This window comes from Pseudomonas sp. MWU12-2029, assembly GCF_023242425.1.
Lineage (GTDB): Bacteria > Pseudomonadota > Gammaproteobacteria > Pseudomonadales > Pseudomonadaceae > Aquipseudomonas > Aquipseudomonas kribbensis.
In genome coordinates, this window is the sequence record NZ_JALJDY010000005.1 from 177,544 (window position 1) to 193,179 (window position 15,636).

Annotated in this window: 13 protein-coding genes; 3 read left to right on the top strand and 10 right to left on the bottom strand. The window is 59.5% G+C overall.

Going from position 1 to position 15,636, the window contains the following annotated elements; translation table 11 throughout:
* The first annotated feature begins 129 nt into the window (after positions 1 to 129).
* Positions 130 to 666 carry a hypothetical protein gene (locus tag M5B44_RS14165; protein ID WP_134826709.1) on the top strand — a complete coding sequence of 179 codons (537 nt, stop codon included), beginning with the start codon at positions 130 to 132 and terminating at the stop codon, positions 664 to 666.
* 37 nt (positions 667 to 703) lie between these two features.
* On the opposite strand, the gene M5B44_RS14170 is transcribed toward M5B44_RS14165, so the two are convergent.
* The 6 genes from M5B44_RS14170 to M5B44_RS14195 all read right to left on the bottom strand — a co-directional run bounded on the left by M5B44_RS14170 (position 704) and on the right by M5B44_RS14195 (position 8,144).
* Positions 704 to 1,624, bottom strand: a complete 921-nt coding sequence (locus M5B44_RS14170) for a GNAT family N-acetyltransferase (RefSeq protein WP_248739572.1) — start codon at positions 1,622 to 1,624, stop codon at positions 704 to 706.
* Positions 1,624 to 2,913: a phenylacetate--CoA ligase family protein gene (locus M5B44_RS14175; protein ID WP_248739573.1), complete on the bottom strand. Its 1,290-nt coding sequence runs from the start codon at positions 2,911 to 2,913 to the stop codon at positions 1,624 to 1,626. Before M5B44_RS14175 ends, M5B44_RS14170 begins: the two co-directional genes overlap by 1 nt.
* Positions 2,897 to 5,344, bottom strand: coding sequence for an acyl-CoA reductase (locus M5B44_RS14180; RefSeq protein ID WP_248739574.1), 2,448 nt, complete (start codon positions 5,342 to 5,344; stop codon positions 2,897 to 2,899). The genes M5B44_RS14175 and M5B44_RS14180 overlap by 17 nt, the downstream gene beginning before the upstream one ends.
* Position 5,345: 1 nt before the next feature.
* On the bottom strand, positions 5,346 to 6,476 hold the full coding sequence (locus tag M5B44_RS14185) for an acyl-protein synthase (protein WP_248739575.1): 1,131 nt from the start codon (positions 6,474 to 6,476) through the stop codon (positions 5,346 to 5,348).
* 12 nt (positions 6,477 to 6,488) lie between these two features.
* On the bottom strand, positions 6,489 to 7,742 hold the full coding sequence (locus tag M5B44_RS14190) for an MFS transporter (protein WP_248739576.1): 1,254 nt from the start codon (positions 7,740 to 7,742) through the stop codon (positions 6,489 to 6,491).
* A 264-nt stretch (positions 7,743 to 8,006) separates the two neighbouring features.
* Positions 8,007 to 8,144 carry a hypothetical protein gene (locus M5B44_RS14195; RefSeq protein WP_167443772.1) on the bottom strand — a complete coding sequence of 46 codons (138 nt, stop codon included), beginning with the start codon at positions 8,142 to 8,144 and terminating at the stop codon, positions 8,007 to 8,009.
* 157 nt (positions 8,145 to 8,301) lie between these two features.
* On the opposite strand from M5B44_RS14195, the gene M5B44_RS14200 reads away from it, so the two are divergent.
* Positions 8,302 to 8,490, top strand: a complete 189-nt coding sequence (locus tag M5B44_RS14200) for a hypothetical protein (protein WP_085708192.1) — start codon at positions 8,302 to 8,304, stop codon at positions 8,488 to 8,490.
* An 18-nt stretch (positions 8,491 to 8,508) separates the two neighbouring features.
* On the opposite strand, the gene M5B44_RS14205 is transcribed toward M5B44_RS14200, so the two are convergent.
* The 3 genes from M5B44_RS14205 to M5B44_RS14215 all read right to left on the bottom strand — a co-directional run bounded on the left by M5B44_RS14205 (position 8,509) and on the right by M5B44_RS14215 (position 11,593).
* The gene (locus tag M5B44_RS14205; RefSeq protein ID WP_085708191.1) at positions 8,509 to 8,886 is read right to left on the bottom strand and encodes a fe2+ zn2+ uptake regulation protein; all 378 of its coding nucleotides are present in this window, start codon (positions 8,884 to 8,886) and stop codon (positions 8,509 to 8,511) included.
* Positions 8,887 to 9,188: 302 nt separating this feature from the next.
* The gene (locus M5B44_RS14210; RefSeq protein WP_248739577.1) at positions 9,189 to 9,449 is read right to left on the bottom strand and encodes a bacteriocin immunity protein; all 261 of its coding nucleotides are present in this window, start codon (positions 9,447 to 9,449) and stop codon (positions 9,189 to 9,191) included.
* Positions 9,446 to 11,593 (bottom strand): S-type pyocin domain-containing protein, encoded by a 2,148-nt coding sequence (locus M5B44_RS14215; RefSeq protein ID WP_248739578.1) that lies wholly within the window; start codon positions 11,591 to 11,593, stop codon positions 9,446 to 9,448. Before M5B44_RS14215 ends, M5B44_RS14210 begins: the two co-directional genes overlap by 4 nt.
* A 418-nt stretch (positions 11,594 to 12,011) precedes the next feature.
* On the opposite strand from M5B44_RS14215, the gene M5B44_RS14220 reads away from it, so the two are divergent.
* Positions 12,012 to 14,354 (top strand): acylase, encoded by a 2,343-nt coding sequence (locus M5B44_RS14220; protein WP_248739579.1) that lies wholly within the window; start codon positions 12,012 to 12,014, stop codon positions 14,352 to 14,354.
* Between the two features lie 57 nt (positions 14,355 to 14,411).
* Here M5B44_RS14220 and M5B44_RS14225 read toward each other — a convergent pair whose 3' ends face one another.
* A complete protein-coding gene (locus M5B44_RS14225; RefSeq protein ID WP_085708189.1) occupies positions 14,412 to 15,413 on the bottom strand; it encodes a FecR family protein in 1,002 nt (333 codons plus the stop codon).
* Between the last annotated feature and the right edge of the window lie 223 nt (positions 15,414 to 15,636).

The window sequence follows — 15,636 nt, forward strand, 5'->3', positions numbered from 1 at the left end:
TCGAGAATGTACGAAATTTGTAAAAAAGTGAAAAACAGATTGGTGCCATCGGTTTGCCGGCCGATACTCCGGGCAATTCAAGACGTTCCACAAGGATATTTTCATGTTCTTTCCGCAAGGAGCACGCTCATGACCGTTGGTTATACCGGCGCCTGGCAGCCCAAGGCAGGTTTGTTGGTCCGCGATAATTCGCCATCGAGCAAACCGGTTTCGCAGAGTGTCAAGGTCAAGCAAATGCTGGCGAAAGTCGGCAACGATCCGACCGTACTCAACACCCGGGAGATGGACAAGCAGGGGATCCACAAGAGCGTCAAGGGTTTCGACCCGGAAAACGTGACGCCCAAGCAACTGGGTAAACTGACTGACTTCCTGCGCAGTCGGGGACTCATTACGGATATCACGGCGATGACACTGCTCAATGCCGGTGACAAGTTCGATCGTTTCGGCATTCAGAAAGACCCGGACACCAAGTTCAACGCGCTGGAGTATTTCGCCACGCAACTGGACACGATCCAGAACAACAACCTGAAGGGCAACAAGTACGCCAACGGGCTGATTCCCGAGTACAAGAAAGCCATTTACGTGCTGCAAAGCCTGAAGGTCTATGGACAGGGTGGCGACCGTCCGCCTCCGCCGACCGACAAAGGTGTCAGCGCCAAGGCATGACCCTGCAACGAAAAGCCCCCGATAAGGGGGCTTTTCGTTAGTGCGCGACGCTCGCCATTTTCAATTGCAGGTCATCGTGCAGCCGCTGCATCTGCGGGCAAATCAAAGTCAGTGAGGGAGGTTTTGCGCCGCGAGAAAACAACGCCAGCCATCCTGCACCTCGTTCATCCGGCGCCAGTCCGCTGAACATGAAACCCGCCGATGTCAGCGCATGCAACGCGCTATCAAAACCTTTCGCCAGCCTCAGCCTGATTGAAATGAGCCAATGCGCCGGCAGCTCCTGCAACTGCTTGAGCAAACAGCCGTCCATTTTCCTGAAAGTCCCGTCATAACGATCCCACCGCTGTTCGAGATACACCGGTTCACCCACCCATGGCGCGGCCTTTTCCTGCGTTCCGAACACACTGCACATCTGCAGCATGAAGTCTCGGCAGCTGTCGGGCCATGCCAGGGCTGGAAGCGGCCGCCGGTTTCCATCGACAGGTGTGTAGCCGATGACGAGCGACTCCCGTGCCGCGGCGTCATGCGGAGACGGGACACCGTCGGGCAGCCATCCCGTATTGTGAAAGCCGAGGCGGCCTGCCATGCGCTGTGTGTAGGGGTGGCAGGTCACCTGTTTGATCGTCACACCCCGCAATCCCAGCGCCTGGGCATGGATCAACAGTTGGCGGCCCAGACGGGTGGCAATACTCTGACCCCGGGTTTGCGGGTCAACCACGCTGAGTGCCAGTTCTGCGAGTCGTGAGTCTTTGGCGCGAATCAATGTTGCGTGTCCCACCACATCATTTCCGGTTACCGCGACCAGCGAGTGCCAGCGGCCTTGCGCATGGTTGCGGTCAATCATGCAGGGCAGATAAACGTGGGCCTGGGCGTAGAGGTCGCCATAGATCTTGCGAAACAGCCTGCTCACGGCTTTTGCGTCGCTGTTGCGGTAGTTTCGCAGCGTTACGCTTTCCATCAGCGAAACTCCGCACGGGGACTGTTGTAGACACGCAGGTCCAGCACGCGCTGGCGCTTGCCGGAGCGTGGGTGGCGTGAAAGGTCCTGAACGGTGCAACAGTCAATCTGTAAATCCAGCAGATGATCGGCGTTCAATTGCGAAATCAACGGATAGCGCTCGATCAATGCGCTGCGCAGCATCCGCTCTGATTCCGCCGACGCGGGTCGCACAGCATCCGGAGCCCACTTCAGGGTGAGGATGTCCTTTGTCCCGGTCTGCTCGATCACCAGTTGCCAGTCGTCACTGCGGGTAATGCGTTGTACGGCATTGCCAATTTCATCAGGCAGTAACGTCAGAATGCCCACCCGGACTCGCTGGCTGTCGGCGCTACGGCCCATCAATGCGAATTTGCGTGCGGGGGTATGCTCAACCTCTCGCCAGCAGGCGCGGTCGCCGACCGGGTAGCGAATCAACGGCATCAACCGCCGGGTGAGATTGGTCATCACCAGGCGTCCGGTGCGATTGCATTCCTCGATCACTTCGCCGGTCTGCTCGTCGAGGATTTCCAGCATGCTGTGGCCCTGGGGCATTCGATGTTCACCCAATGCGCAGTCGGGATGACTGGCGCCGATGAAGCCGGCGTCGACACTGGCGTAACCCATGGAGGCAACCCGTACATTGGGGAATACCCGGCCGAGCAGTTGCAACTGTGCCGGGAACAGGCTTTCACCTGCGTAGAGCAGGGATTCGACGCACTCCAGCCGCCGTCCCTGGCGCTCCAGCCATGCGGCAAAGGACAAACAATTCGCGGGAACACCCGCCAGGACATTGATTCGATGCCGTGTTATCGCATCGGCCAGAACGGCCGGATCTACGTGACCGGTGAAAGGGAACTCCACGACACCCGGTTGTACATGGGCCAGGGCATCGTGGGTGAAGATGAAACTGGCATACAGATCGCCGACGAAAAACAGGTTGGCGACCCGGTCACCCTTGTTCAACCGACCCTTGAGGCTGCCTGCGAAATCTTCCACCAGCGTTTGCCATTCACGGCGCTCGAAAACCGACAATTTGCCATCGCCGGTCGTCCCGCCGGTTTTGAACACCAGTGCGTTATCCAGGCCTGCGGTCAGCACCGGCCAGTGGTCGAGGTCGTGGCTGCCTTTCCAGTACTGCGCAGGGTCAATGACCGGCAGTTCGGACAGCGAGGTTACCTGCTCGGGCACCTTGCTGAAGTGGCTGGCGTAAAAGCTTGAATGCTGACGCGCAAAAGCCACCAGTTCCTGCCATTCAGTTCTTGGATTCATGGTGTGCTCCCTGCAGAACGGCGGCGCGGGCTCCCCGGTTATCGATCAGCAGAGGCGTCTTGCCGCTGTGGCTGTTTCGGGTGAATCGGTCGATGGCGCACACTTGTGCCTCTACTGTCAGCAGCCCGGTCTGCACAAGGGTTGCCAGCGTCGGGTAGCCCAGCAATCGTTCATGTACCTCGTGGGGTTCGAGCGCACTTCGGACTTTCATGCATTCGAGCCCGTCGGGGGCATGTTCGAGGATCACCTGGAATTCGCTCTGCAGGTGCTGCGCCAGCTGCGACAGACAGATGAAATCGGTGCCGATGCGCACCAGCCTGCCATGGCGCTGAAGCAATTCGAAACGGGGCGTCGTCAGGCCGCAGCCACACTGTCCGGGCACCCATCGACCGCTGTCGCCGACGTCATAACGCTGCACGTCCTGACCTTGCCGTTCGATGGACGTGAACACCAGGCGGCCGGTTTCGGTGTCATGGACGGGACGATCGGCCTCGAACGCGAGAATTTCCAGGTGCTGGACATCGCTCAAAAGATGAAACACACCGTCGCCGGTGGCCGGGCACGCGTGACCGAGCGGGCCGGCATCGACACTGCCGTAGATCGCCGAGCGGATCAGGCTGACGCCGCAATCCTGCAGCAACTGGCGGCTCTGTTCGCCGAGGTGCTCGCCGCCCACAAATACTTTTTCGACCCCGCCATAGGCGCGCAGACGCACTTGTTCGTTGAGGAACAAGCGATGCAGGGTGCTCGGCATGCCGATCAGCGTGTTGACCTGCTGATCGACGATCAATTGCGCAATCTCCCGGTAATCGTCATCGGCCGGGGCACCCATTGGCAGGTGTGTGACGCCCAGTTGCTCCAGCACTTTGGAGAAGCTGAAAAAGCCGCCATACAGACCGCCGCTGAAAAACAGGTTCATCACCCGGTCCCGGCCCGGATCGAGTCCGGCGGCGAACAGACCGTCGGCCGTAGCGCGCATCTGACGGTGGAAGTCGCGATAACTGAACCCCGAGAGCGCCGGTACACCGCTGCTTCCGCCGGAGCGGAAATACAGCTGGGCCGCAGGGTTGATCGGGCGGGCGATGAAATCTTCCTTGCTCATGATCGGCAGGTTTTTCACGCAGGGCGAAATGGCTGCGCCGTCGAGTGAAGCACGGGAGGGCAGCTGTGTCGGTGACAGGCTTACCGAGACTCGCCGGCTCAGGCGCTGCAAGGCATAGACACCGTCATGCGGTTCGCCTTCGTAGCCATCGTGAATCGCCGACATCGGGGCAATCCGGGTGACTCCGGCGGCGATCAGGCTCCCTGAAAGCTCTGAAATCTGTTGTTCCGGGCAGATCAAGGCGCAGCTTTGCAGCACGTTTCGCCATGGCAGCAACGTCTCGATCAATCGCGCGTGCGGCATTGGCTTGAGCAGCAGGCTGCGAAACAGCGGTGAAGGCTGCAATGACTGGTCGTGGGGCCAGATCACCCGCCAGCCCGGCGTTGCCCAGACATCTCCAGCCACCTCGGTAAAACTCTGTGCGAGCCGAGCCATGGCCGTATCGGTGGTGATTTGCGAGGCTTCCTGGAGGGTTGGCGGCAATGGTGGCCATTGCCCCGCACGGCGTTCGAATGCTTCGGACAGCCGTAAGCCGATTTCGCGCAGTACGGCCGGATCGTCGCTGTCTACCAGCAACCATTGCGGGCTGGAGCAGGCTTGCTGATCGAGTCGGCAGACTTCATCCACCACGTCATCCAGTATCTGTGGCGTGACGGCGTCCGGGGTCAGATAAACGAAGCTGATGCGATGTCCCCAATCGATCCAGCGGCACCCGGCGGGAATCTGCTCACGGATCGCTTGCAGCGCCGGTTCACCACCCCAGGCCGAGACGCCGTTGGCCCATCGGCACAACTGGCCGATTTGTCCGGTGGTCGCCGGAACGACAGCGATATGCCCGGCCAGTTGGCCGCTGGGGTCGCATTGCGTCAGCCCATGGAGCAATTGCGCGGTCAGGCCGTCGTCGCTGCTGCTGGGGCGCAGCCAGTTGACGTTGCCGGCCAGCAGGCTCTCGATCACCGCGCAGAACGCCAGGAGTGTCGCGTTGCCGGGGGTGATGTGAACCACCAGGCCCAACGGGCTCCAGCACTCGAAGCGTGGTTGGCGATAATCGGGGCGCCGCAGCGCAGCGGGTTGATCCCCCAGCTCACGTTCGAGCTTGCGCAAAAGCCCCTGAGGCTCGCAGAACTCGATCAGCGACTGGCGTTGTCCAGCGTCGAGTGGCAGGGCCAGCGTGCTGTCGCCCAGCCGGACCGCAAACGCGGCCGCCGCATCGATGACCGTCTCGCTGTGCAAGGGACGGCTCAGGCGTAATGGCAGCGTCTGACGCAGTTGATCCAGCGCGGCATCCAGGCTGAATTCATCGTGAAGTTGTCCATTGATCAAGTACATATCAGTGCCTCCCCAGCAGTTCGGAAGCCGCCATGGCGCAGTTTCTGCCGGCGGTAGTGGCGGCACGGCCATGCAGTTCGAACCAGTCGCTGTCCAGACCGCAGCCGCAGCTCGCGCCGGGGTGCAGGGTGACGAGGTCGCTCATGACGACGGCATGGGCCGGGCTCGAGGAAATGTAGGGTGAGACCGCACTCAGCAGCCCCGGCCGGCCGTAAGGCAGAACGGAGAAATCGGATGGGTTGCGCACAAGCACCTTTGAATAGACGGGAACATGGAAATGATGGTGAGCGCACTCGAAGTAAGGCACCGGGTGCTCTACCGCGCCGTAGCCGTCGCGGCAACGGGACAGATCGATCCCGAGTTGGCGATGGATACGCGCGTACAATTGCTGGCGAGGGATTTCATGCGCCGCACTGGTTTTCCAGCCGCCGCCAAACAGCACCAGCGAATTCGCTGCCAATTGCAGGTTCGCCACTCCGGTGGCCTGCATGCGTTGCAGGGCTTGCCAGAGAAACGCCGGGAAACCGATGATCCGCACCGGCAGGCCTTCTTCGGCAAATGACTGCAAGGCCGAGATGACGCCGAAGCCGTCGAACTCGTGGCCGCCTCCGGTTCGTCGCAATGCGTAGGCCACGCGGTTGACCGGCGCGAACTGGCACAGGAACTGGTCGGTGAACGACGTGCCCAGGGTGATGCTGGCTTCGGGCTCGTAGCTCAGCAGCAAGTAGTTGCACGGTGTTTGCGGACTGTCCCAGCCATAGTGGTGGAAGATCCGTTCGACCATATATTGCGCCGCCCCCAGGCTGCGCTCGTCATAGCGCATGCGGCTTTTCTGGCCGCTGGTGCCGGACGATGTCAGTTCCAGTGCGTCTGCGCCGGTCGGGCTGAGCAGTTGTTGCTGTTTGAAAAAACTGGCGAAGATCGGCGGCAGTCGCGACCAGTCGTCGAGGCTGTCCAGGTCCGCCACGGTCAGTCCGTTGGCCTTCAGCCAGTGTTCATAACCGGGCGTGTGCTCGCTGTGAAACCGGCTGATTTCAGCCATGGCCCGATCAAAAAGCCCTGCCGGCACGGATTCCGGACAATAGGGTTGCGTCAACGCACAGAGTGCGTCGCTATGGGGGAAATGGAACATCAGGCGTCCTTGTTATAGATGTGGCGAGGAAGTGGTTTCTGCCGAGGCGTTTCGAAGAAACCGGTACAAGAGAGGCAGGCTCAGCAGCCCGCCCACTGCCGCCCAGAGGGCGAAGGATTCGAGGCGGGCACCGCCGCCGATGGCCGCGATGAGTGAACCGCCGGTGCCCATCATGGCAATGGAAATCATGCCCACGGCTGCCGAGACCAGCCCCTTGCTGTCATCGCTGGAAAACAGCGCCAGCCGATACAGCACGGCATTGCTCATGCCCAGGCCGACGGCGTACAGCGTGAGGCCGGCAATCAGCACACCGAGGGATACGCCGATCAGCGCGCCAGCCAGCAAGGTCAGCAACCCGAGGCAAAACGGCCAGAGCGCGAGGCGAATCAATTGCGGCAGCTTGCGTGAGGCCAGCAGCCGGTCAAGGATCAGATTGCCGGCGATGACCGCCGAAAAGATCGGGATCTGCCACAGCGCGTACTCTCGCGTCGACAGGCCAAGCCCCTGGATCAGCAACAGTGGCGCGAGCCCGATCCAGGCGATCAACGGCAGGCTCATCAGCCCGAGCGCAAGGCTCGCGCCAAGGAACTCGGAGTTGCGCAGCAGCGCCAGGTAGCGACGACGGGTCTTTCGCCAGGACAGCGGAACGGGGGCCTGTTGGCCGCCATCGCGGCGAACCACTCCGATGGTTTCCGGCAGGCAGGTGTAGAGCCCGATCCACGCGGTGGCGGCAGCCAGACCCAGGGCAAGAAACAGATCGCGCCAGTTCATCCACTCCAGCAACAGGCTGCCGAGCAGCGGCCCCAGCAACGGTGACAGCAGTGCGATATTGCCCAGCAGCGCCATCAGCCGCACGGCATCGGCTTCAGAGAAGACTTCCTGAAGCACGGGATAACTGACAGCAACCACGAACCCCAGTCCCATGCCTTGCAGCAGTCGTAACACGTTGAAGACTTCAATTCCCGGGGTGATGATCGCTGCGGCGCAGGTCACCCCGAAGAACGCACAGCCAACGAGCAACACGGGGCGCCGGCCAAACCGGTCGGACAGTGGCCCGATCAGCCATTGCAGGCAGACGCCTCCGATCAGATACAGATTGAACGCATTGGGAATATGCAGTGGATCGGCGCCGAGGTCTTCGGTGACGGTGAGCATGGCCGGCATGATCATGTCGCTGGCCATGTAGGTCAGCCACTCGAACAGCGTGATGGCCAGACAGAAACCGAGTGTTTTTAGCGGGGGGATATCGATGAGTGTTCTTTGCATGCGCTTCCTTGGCCTTCAAAGGGGAGAGCGCAAAGGGTAGGGGCGAGGGGGGACGTGTTCCTAGGTCATTGCTGCGACCTTATATGTCGCAGATTTGCATGATATTGCCGAAGTCGGATTACTTGCTGATGCTGGCGAAACATCTGACATTTTGAGTGGGGGCATATACGGAAAATGCCCACATCCTCGTGGGCATTTTTCACAGGTATTCAATCAAATGTTGCATTTGAAGAGACGATAGTCGGTGCTCTTGCGATGTCGGATTTACCGATGTTGGTAGTAACCAGGGCCTCCGCCGTAGTAGCGATGATCGCCATGCCAGCCGCCGTGGGGGAAAATGATGCAGCCGCTCAGTGTGAGCAGTGCCAGAACTGGAATCAGCCAGGTGATTCGACGCAGCATTTCAAAAGTCCTCATGGTTAACGCCGTATGGAGTCAAAACTCTTCATCGGCTGTAACATGTGACCTCGTTTGCAGCGGCGCATCCCCGTGACACGGTATGCCCATGGCATGAAAGCCGATACAAACCCGATACATTTAAAAGTTTCAGGAATTTGCAATGACTCAGTCGCAACGTTTGAAGTACTCGATTCTGATCGCCCTTACCGTACTGGCGATCATGTTCGGCCTGTCCTGGTTGCAGAATGCCGGGATGATCAGCCAAAAAGTGTTCCAGTACATCGCCATTGGCGTGGCGGTGGTCGTGGTGGTGATCAACGGTGTGATGCGCCGCAAGGTCAAACCCTGACGGCGCTCGAGAAGGGAATCAATCGCTGTTGAGGACGGCGGCAGCCTGTGGATGCAGGCTGTAGCTCTTGTCGGCATTGAAGGTGATCACACCTTCGGCGCACAGGCGCTTCAAGACTTCGCGCACGCTGAGAAAAGACAGCGGAATGCCCAGTTCCAGCAATTGGCTGTGGACACCGCGCACACCCAGGCTGCGCTCGCTCTCGGCGGCGACCAGCAGGGCATCGATGACTTTCAGGCGAATCAGGCTGGTGCGCAGGCCGAAGCTCTTGAGCAGCAGGCGAATACGTTCATTGCCGTGGCGTTCGACTCGTGGTCCGAATACGCCGGCGTGCGAACCCATGGAAGCTCCTTGTGGTGCCTGGCTACCGTCCGATGGTAGTTGCGGGATGTACATGCGATTTCTCCTTTTCAGAGCCTGATCAGGAAGGGTTATGGGTGCTCTCTCTAAACAAGACGTATCAGCCCGACAAATCATGAAGCGAAAAATGTAGAAAATTTGTCGTTGATTCGTCTTTTCTCCGTGATCCGGGCTTTAAACGGATGCCTGTTGGCGAATTTAATGTGGTTCGCTGGTGAGTCCGCTGCGATGAGGTCAGCCTTGGTCGTTCGGGGCTCGCTGAAAGAGCAAAAAAAACCGCTGCATTGGCAGCGGCAAAAAATATGGCACTTCAAGTTTGTGTCAAGTCGACCCACTGGCTATTCGGGTTTGAAGCCTGGTTTTCCGTTGGCTTCACGCCATTCTTTAATGGCTTTGAGCACTCCGGCGGGGCTGTCCTCGGCACCTTCCTCCGGGTAGTACAACACGCCCGTGCCGTTTGGGTGTTCCGAGGTGCTGACGATGTTGTCAACGAAAGAATCATGTTCCCGTTCTGATCGAAATTTACCTTGGAACAAGCGTTCTATGACTGCCAGATATTCTGTTTCTGTGTACTGTTCGAACCTGTCCTTGAGGATCATTCCTGCCGTTCTCCTTTTTTTGAATGAGCATTGATGTGCTGTCTTGGAGTCATCAATCGAAGGTTATCCACGTCGTAGACAGCACCTCCTTCATTGACCGGCGTGACATGATGGATTTCCATCTTTGCTCGCTTGCCTACCTGCTCTGCCGGATCGGCACTTGGAGACAGCCCATCTCTCATGTCGACTCTGTTCAGCCGTTTGAACTCGATACTCAGCCGTTCGTCGCTTGCCACAGCCTTCCAGAATGCCCTGCGAAACGCCCTGAAACTCGAAAACTCCCGTCCTCTCAGTTTATCCGCAATCTGTGCGGGAATCGGCGCGCCCTCAGGTGTCGATGCACCGCCCAGCCAGCGTCCGGCTATAGCTCGTCCGTTCCCGCTGACCACACCGGGATCCTGTCGCCGGTCCCTGAACATCGTGAATGTCGCAGGGATCCCGGAATCGATCGGGAACACGGTGATGAATCCACCGAGACCGTACAGATCAAGTTGTGGAAACGGATCCAGCCGACCGATTGCCGGGATAATCGTCGCGCCTTCGTAAACGGGCACATCCGTATCGGGGAACGGCAAGTCCGTTGACGAGCTGAGCGGCTCGACCAATGGCGTCCACGTCACGATAGGGCCCTTGGCGTCGGCAATGCTGGAAACGTAGACGTTTCTTGTCGCATCAAACTGCGCCAGTGTTACGGGCACATTCGCAGGAACGGTGACGCCGTCGGTGCTGACAACAACGATTTCTGTCTTTTTGCCCAGCGTTCTGGCGGCCAGTCTTACTGGCAGGTTGATTTCTCCACCATTGGCTGCCCGTTCATAAAGATCGGCCGTTACATCCGGGGCGAGTTCCGAAAGCGGAACGCTTGCGGAGTAAAGATCGCCATTGCCCATTGGGGAGGGAAGCAAAAGTGCAGCGAATCCGACCAGAACAGAGGGGGCGGATACGGTGACTGCTGCCGTAGCAACGGAGACAGCCGTGCGCAATGCACTCCTGAGCGCCAGCGCAGTCGCCCGGCTGGTTACAACAGTGCCCCCCGCGCCGGCAAACACCGGGCCGAACGCGGCCCTTGAACCGACATTCGCCAGTGTCGGGATTTGCCCCGGTGCGACGGCTTCGGCTTGCCATTGCGCCTGCACACGCGCCTGATCCGCGAGAAATCTGGCCTCGGCCCGAGCGGCTCGTCGATGCTCCCGTTTCTTCTTTCTCCGGGCTCTTTGCCGTGCCCTGCGTTCCTCAAGAAGGGCTCTTTCAGCCTTTTGTCGGTTCTGTTCCTGCTCGGCTTCCAGTGCTGCCTGTGCCAGTTGTTCAAGACGAATCCGCTCGGCAGCCAGGTGTCGGGCCGCCGCTTCGGCTGCCAGACGCGCCTGCTCGAGGGCCAGGCGTTGTGATTCAGCTTGTGCCGCCAACCGTTGCTGTTCTAGGGCTCGTTGCTCCTCTTGTTCTCGATGCTGCCGCGCGGCTTCCGCCAGTGCTTGCTGATGTTGCTGCTGCGCCAAAAGCCGGGCATGTTCGGCGGCCTGGCGTGCCGCTTCAGCTGCTGCAGCTTGCGCTTGATCACTGGCCTGAATGGAAATCAGCCAGTTGTGTACGTTGGCTTGTTGCTGATGCAAAACGGCAATCGTCTGAGCCAGCAGTTTCGCTTCGAACGCGGCCCGATACGATTGCCGCCACAAGGCAATTGCCGGGCCGTCAGGCGCCAAGCGTCTGTCTAGCGCCTGAGCGCGTTCAAGAAACTGGTAAACGGTTATGTGGGTGGGGTCACTGCCGTAAAAGCCGTGGGACAAAACCGTCTGGTGTTGAAGCTCCGCGGTTTTCCTCTGGATCACTCTGCTACGTACGCCCAGTTCCCGCAGAATCGCTGCTGCCGGTGGCAATGGATGCATCGACTCTTCAAGCCGGGCCGCAGCCAGATCCACTTCTATGGCTTGCGGGATATTCCCGGCTTTTAACTGATATTCAGTGTCCAGTCGTGTAGTAAAGACTTGCAGCGCCTGCTGGTATGCATGGGTATTTCGTGGCGGTCCGAATGGGCCGCTATTTGGCAATGTGGTGCCGGTCGGGGGCGTGACGGGTAAGCCCGGTGGTGCAGGAGCCGTCGTATGGACGGCGACGTCCCACTCCCAGGGCGGAGGTTTTTGCAGCATATTCATATCCTTTTGAATGTGCGTCGTTCTTGATAAGTACCGAGTGTTTTTTCTGTTCCCTTGTTGCGAGTTAAAGGTACAGCGAAGCCACCGAAGCCGTTTCCGAGACACTCGTGGGTGTTTACGCTGGATGAATTGGGAGTTTTCAGCGACGGAGGGAATAACGTGGAAAACTCTTCTGGCTAACAGGAAAACTCCTATAAGACCGGACGATATTCTTTGCTGATGTGTTCTTTTCGGTGCCGTCCATTGCCCGTCAGTGATCGCTGGCGTGACTACCTAAATTTTTTTTTCCGGTTTCGTTTCTAGAAAAGGCTCATTGCGCGTGGACGCGTGGGTGATTTCAGGGCGGAGCTGCTGCGCATGGCTTTTCGATCACGGCGCGCTCCGCTCTCAGGCATTTCGATCAGGAGCGAGCGTGATTATTTCCAGGCAGTTAACCGGGCTGACCCTTGCCGGCATGTTTCTCGGGCTGAGTCTGTCGGCTCAGGCGTTCAGTCCTTCCACCCAGGCCGGGGCCGACATTCGTCGCACGGGATTTGGCGTGCCGCATATCCGCGCCGAAAACGAACGTGGCCTCGGGTTTGGTATCGGTTACGCCTATGCGCAGGACAATCTGTGCCTGCTGGCCAATGAGATCGTCACGGTCAATGGCGAGCGGTCGCGCTACTTCGGGCCGGACCAGTTGACGGTCGAAGAACGCGAGAACCGCGTCAGTGATGTGTTCTTTCAATGGCTCAATACCCCTCAAGCGGTCAGTGCCTTCTGGCAGGCGCAGCCGGTCGAAGTGCGTGATCTGGTGGAGGGTTATGCCGCCGGCTACAACCGGAATCTGGCCGAGCGTCGTCAGCAAGGGCTGCCGCAACAGTGTCAGGGCGAATGGGTGCGTGATATCGCGGCCGAGGACCTGGTGAAGCTGACGCGTCGGTTGCTGGTCGAGGGCGGTGTCGGTCAGTTCGCCGAGGCACTGGCCGGCGCCACGCCGCCGCAAGCCACTGCACAAAACCCAAGCCACGCCCGCGCCTATGACCTGGCTGCCACGCGCTTGCAACGTTTCGCCCTGGACCGCGGCAGCAACGCGGTGGCCGTGGGCAGCGAGCGCTCCTTCAATGGCCGTGGGATGTTGCTGGCGAACCCGCACTTTCCGTGGGTCGGTGGCATGCGTTTCTATCAGATGCACCTGACCATTCCCGGCAAGCTGGACGTGATGGGCGCGGCGTTGCCGGGCCTGCCGATGATCAACATCGGTTTCAACCAGCACCTGGCCTGGACCCACACCGTTGACTCGTCCAAGCACTTCACCCTGTATCGCCTGCAACTCGATCCTAAGGACCCGACCCGCTACCTGCTCGATGGCCAATCGTTGCCGCTGAACAAGCAGACGGTGACGGTGCAGGTCAAACAGGCGGACGGGCAGGTGACGCCGGTATCGCGCGACATCTACAGTTCGCAGTTCGGCCCGATTGTGCAGTGGCCGGGCAAGCTCGAATGGGACAACCAGTACGCCTACAGCCTGCGCGATGCCAACCTCGATAATGATCGTGTGCTGACGCAGTGGTACGCGATGAATCGCGCCGCCAATCTCAAGGATCTGCAGGATTCGGTGCACAAAATCCAGGGCATTCCGTGGGTCAACACCCTGGCGGTGGATGACAAGGGGCAGACGCTGTACATGAACCTGTCGGTGGTGCCGAACGTCAGCGCCGACAAACTGGCCAAGTGCAGCGACCCGCGTATCGGCCTGCAAATGATCATCCTCGACGGCTCCAACAGCGCCTGCGCCTGGGACATCGATCCGCAGGCGGCGCAGCAGGGCATTTACGCGTCCAGCCAGTTGCCGCAATTGCTGCGCAAGGATTTCGTCCAGCACTCCAATGATTCGGCCTGGCTCGCCAACCCTGCGCAACCGCTGACCGGTTTTTCGCCGCTGATCAGTCAGGAAGGCCAGCCACTGGGGCTGCGCTCGCGTTTTGCGCTGGATCGTCTGGCGAACCTGAGCAAAAAAGGTTCGGTGTCGGTGCAGGACCTGCAGCACATGGTGATGGATGATCAGGTGTTTCTCGCCGGTCAGGTGCTGCCGGACCTGCTGAAATTCTGCGCATCGCAAACCGGCGGTGACGCCGCATTGAAATCGGTGTGCAGCGTTCTCAAGGCCTGGGACGGTCGGGCGAACCTGGATTCGGGCATGGGCCTGGTGCATTTCCAGAACATCATGCAGGCCTTGCAGAAATCGCCGGCAATCTGGCGTGTGGCGTTCGATCCGAAGGACGCGCAGCACACCCCGCGCGAACTGGCGACTGAAAAGCCCGAAGTGGCAAAGGCTTTGCGCGAAGCGATGCTGGCGTCAGCCGAGTCGGTCGGCAAGATGGGCCTGACTGCACAAACCCGTTGGGGCGATGTTCAGGTGGTCAGCAGTGGTGGTCAGCAGACGCCGATTCATGGCGGCCCGGGTACGCTGGGTATCTACAACGCGATCCAGAGTGTGCCGCGTGAGGACGGCAAACTCGAAGTGGTCAGCGGAACGAGTTATCTGCAGGTGGTGACGTTCGACGACAACGGGCCTCACGCTCAGGGCCTGCTCGCGTTCTCGTTGTCCAGCGATCCGGCGTCGAAGTACTCGCGGGATCAGACCGAAGCCTTCTCGAAGAAACAGTGGAGTGCACTGCCTTTCACCGAACAGCAGATCAAGGCCGATCCGCAGTATCAGGTGCAAAGCGTGCGTGAAGAACTGAACAAGACAGGGAAGGTAGCGGCGCAGTAATCAGTCGTCACGATGTTGCAACACGCACTGAAGGCCGCTCCCGCAAAGGGGCGGCCTTCAGCTTTTTGGCGGTTGCTGCGGCATCGGATTGATCACCGGGTTGCCGTCCTGGTTGCGGGTGATGAACACCGGCAGGACTTTGGGCATCGAGCCGGCGAAGCTGTTCAGCTCTTTGATGTTGTAGATGCCGCCGACCCGGATCGACCCGGTGGCGCTGTCGGCCAGCATCAGCGGTTTGTCCAGGTAACGGTTGATCAGTGGCAGGGCTTCGTTCAACGCCAGGTTGTCGAGGATCAGCTTGCCGCTGCGCCAGGCCAGCGAGGTATCGCTGGCGTAGGTCTGGCTGATTTGCGGCATGTAGTCGCCGTGCTTGTAGCGAGCCTGCATCGAAGGCCCCAGACGCAGGCCGTCACCGGACAACTGAGTGTTGCTGGTGACCAGCACGGAACCCTCGACCAGATTGACCTTCACCTGATCTTCATACATCCAGACGTTGAACCGGGTACCGGTGACGCGAATTCTGCCTTCGGCCGCCTTCACGATGAACGGGTGGCTCAGGTCGTGGCTGACTTCAAAGAACGCCTCGCCCTTTTTCAGGGTGACGCGGCGCTCATCCTTGTAATTGCTGAAGGTCAGATCGGTATTGAGGTTCAGCTCGACCTGACTGCCATCGCTCAAGGTGACGTGGCGGACGTTGTCGGTGGCCGCAAAATGCTGATAGCTGTTTGGCAGCCAGCCAAGGTTCCATCCGGTCCAGGCCGCCAGTGGCAACGCCAGAGCGCAAACGGATGCCGCTACCGCATATTGACGCCAGGTCCGGGCCGGTGGGCGAATCGGTACGATCACCGCAGGTTCCGGGCGCGGCAGGTGCTCGGCGACATCCCAGATTTCCAGCATGGCCTCGTATTCGAATGCATGCAGCGGATGCGCGTCGCGCCATTGCTCGAATGCCAGCCGTTCTTCGGCGGTGCAATCGACGGCGTGCAAGCGCATGCACCAATGCGCAGCGGCATCGGTGATCGCATCGTATTCGGCTTCGGAGAGGGTGTTCTGGGTCATTGACTCGTCCTGATTTGCTGCATTCTAACCTTGACGGGAAGGTGGCGAGAACCGGGGTCATGGCGATTTCCCATCAATGGGGCCATTTTCCCTGTCAATTCCCCTGAAACAGGGTGTACTGAGAACAGTATTCATAAACCGAGTGAAAAAATGATCAAAAGCACCCTGTTCGCATTTGCAGTTGCCAGAGACTGTCCATAACGAATGCGCGGGCATCGTGCCC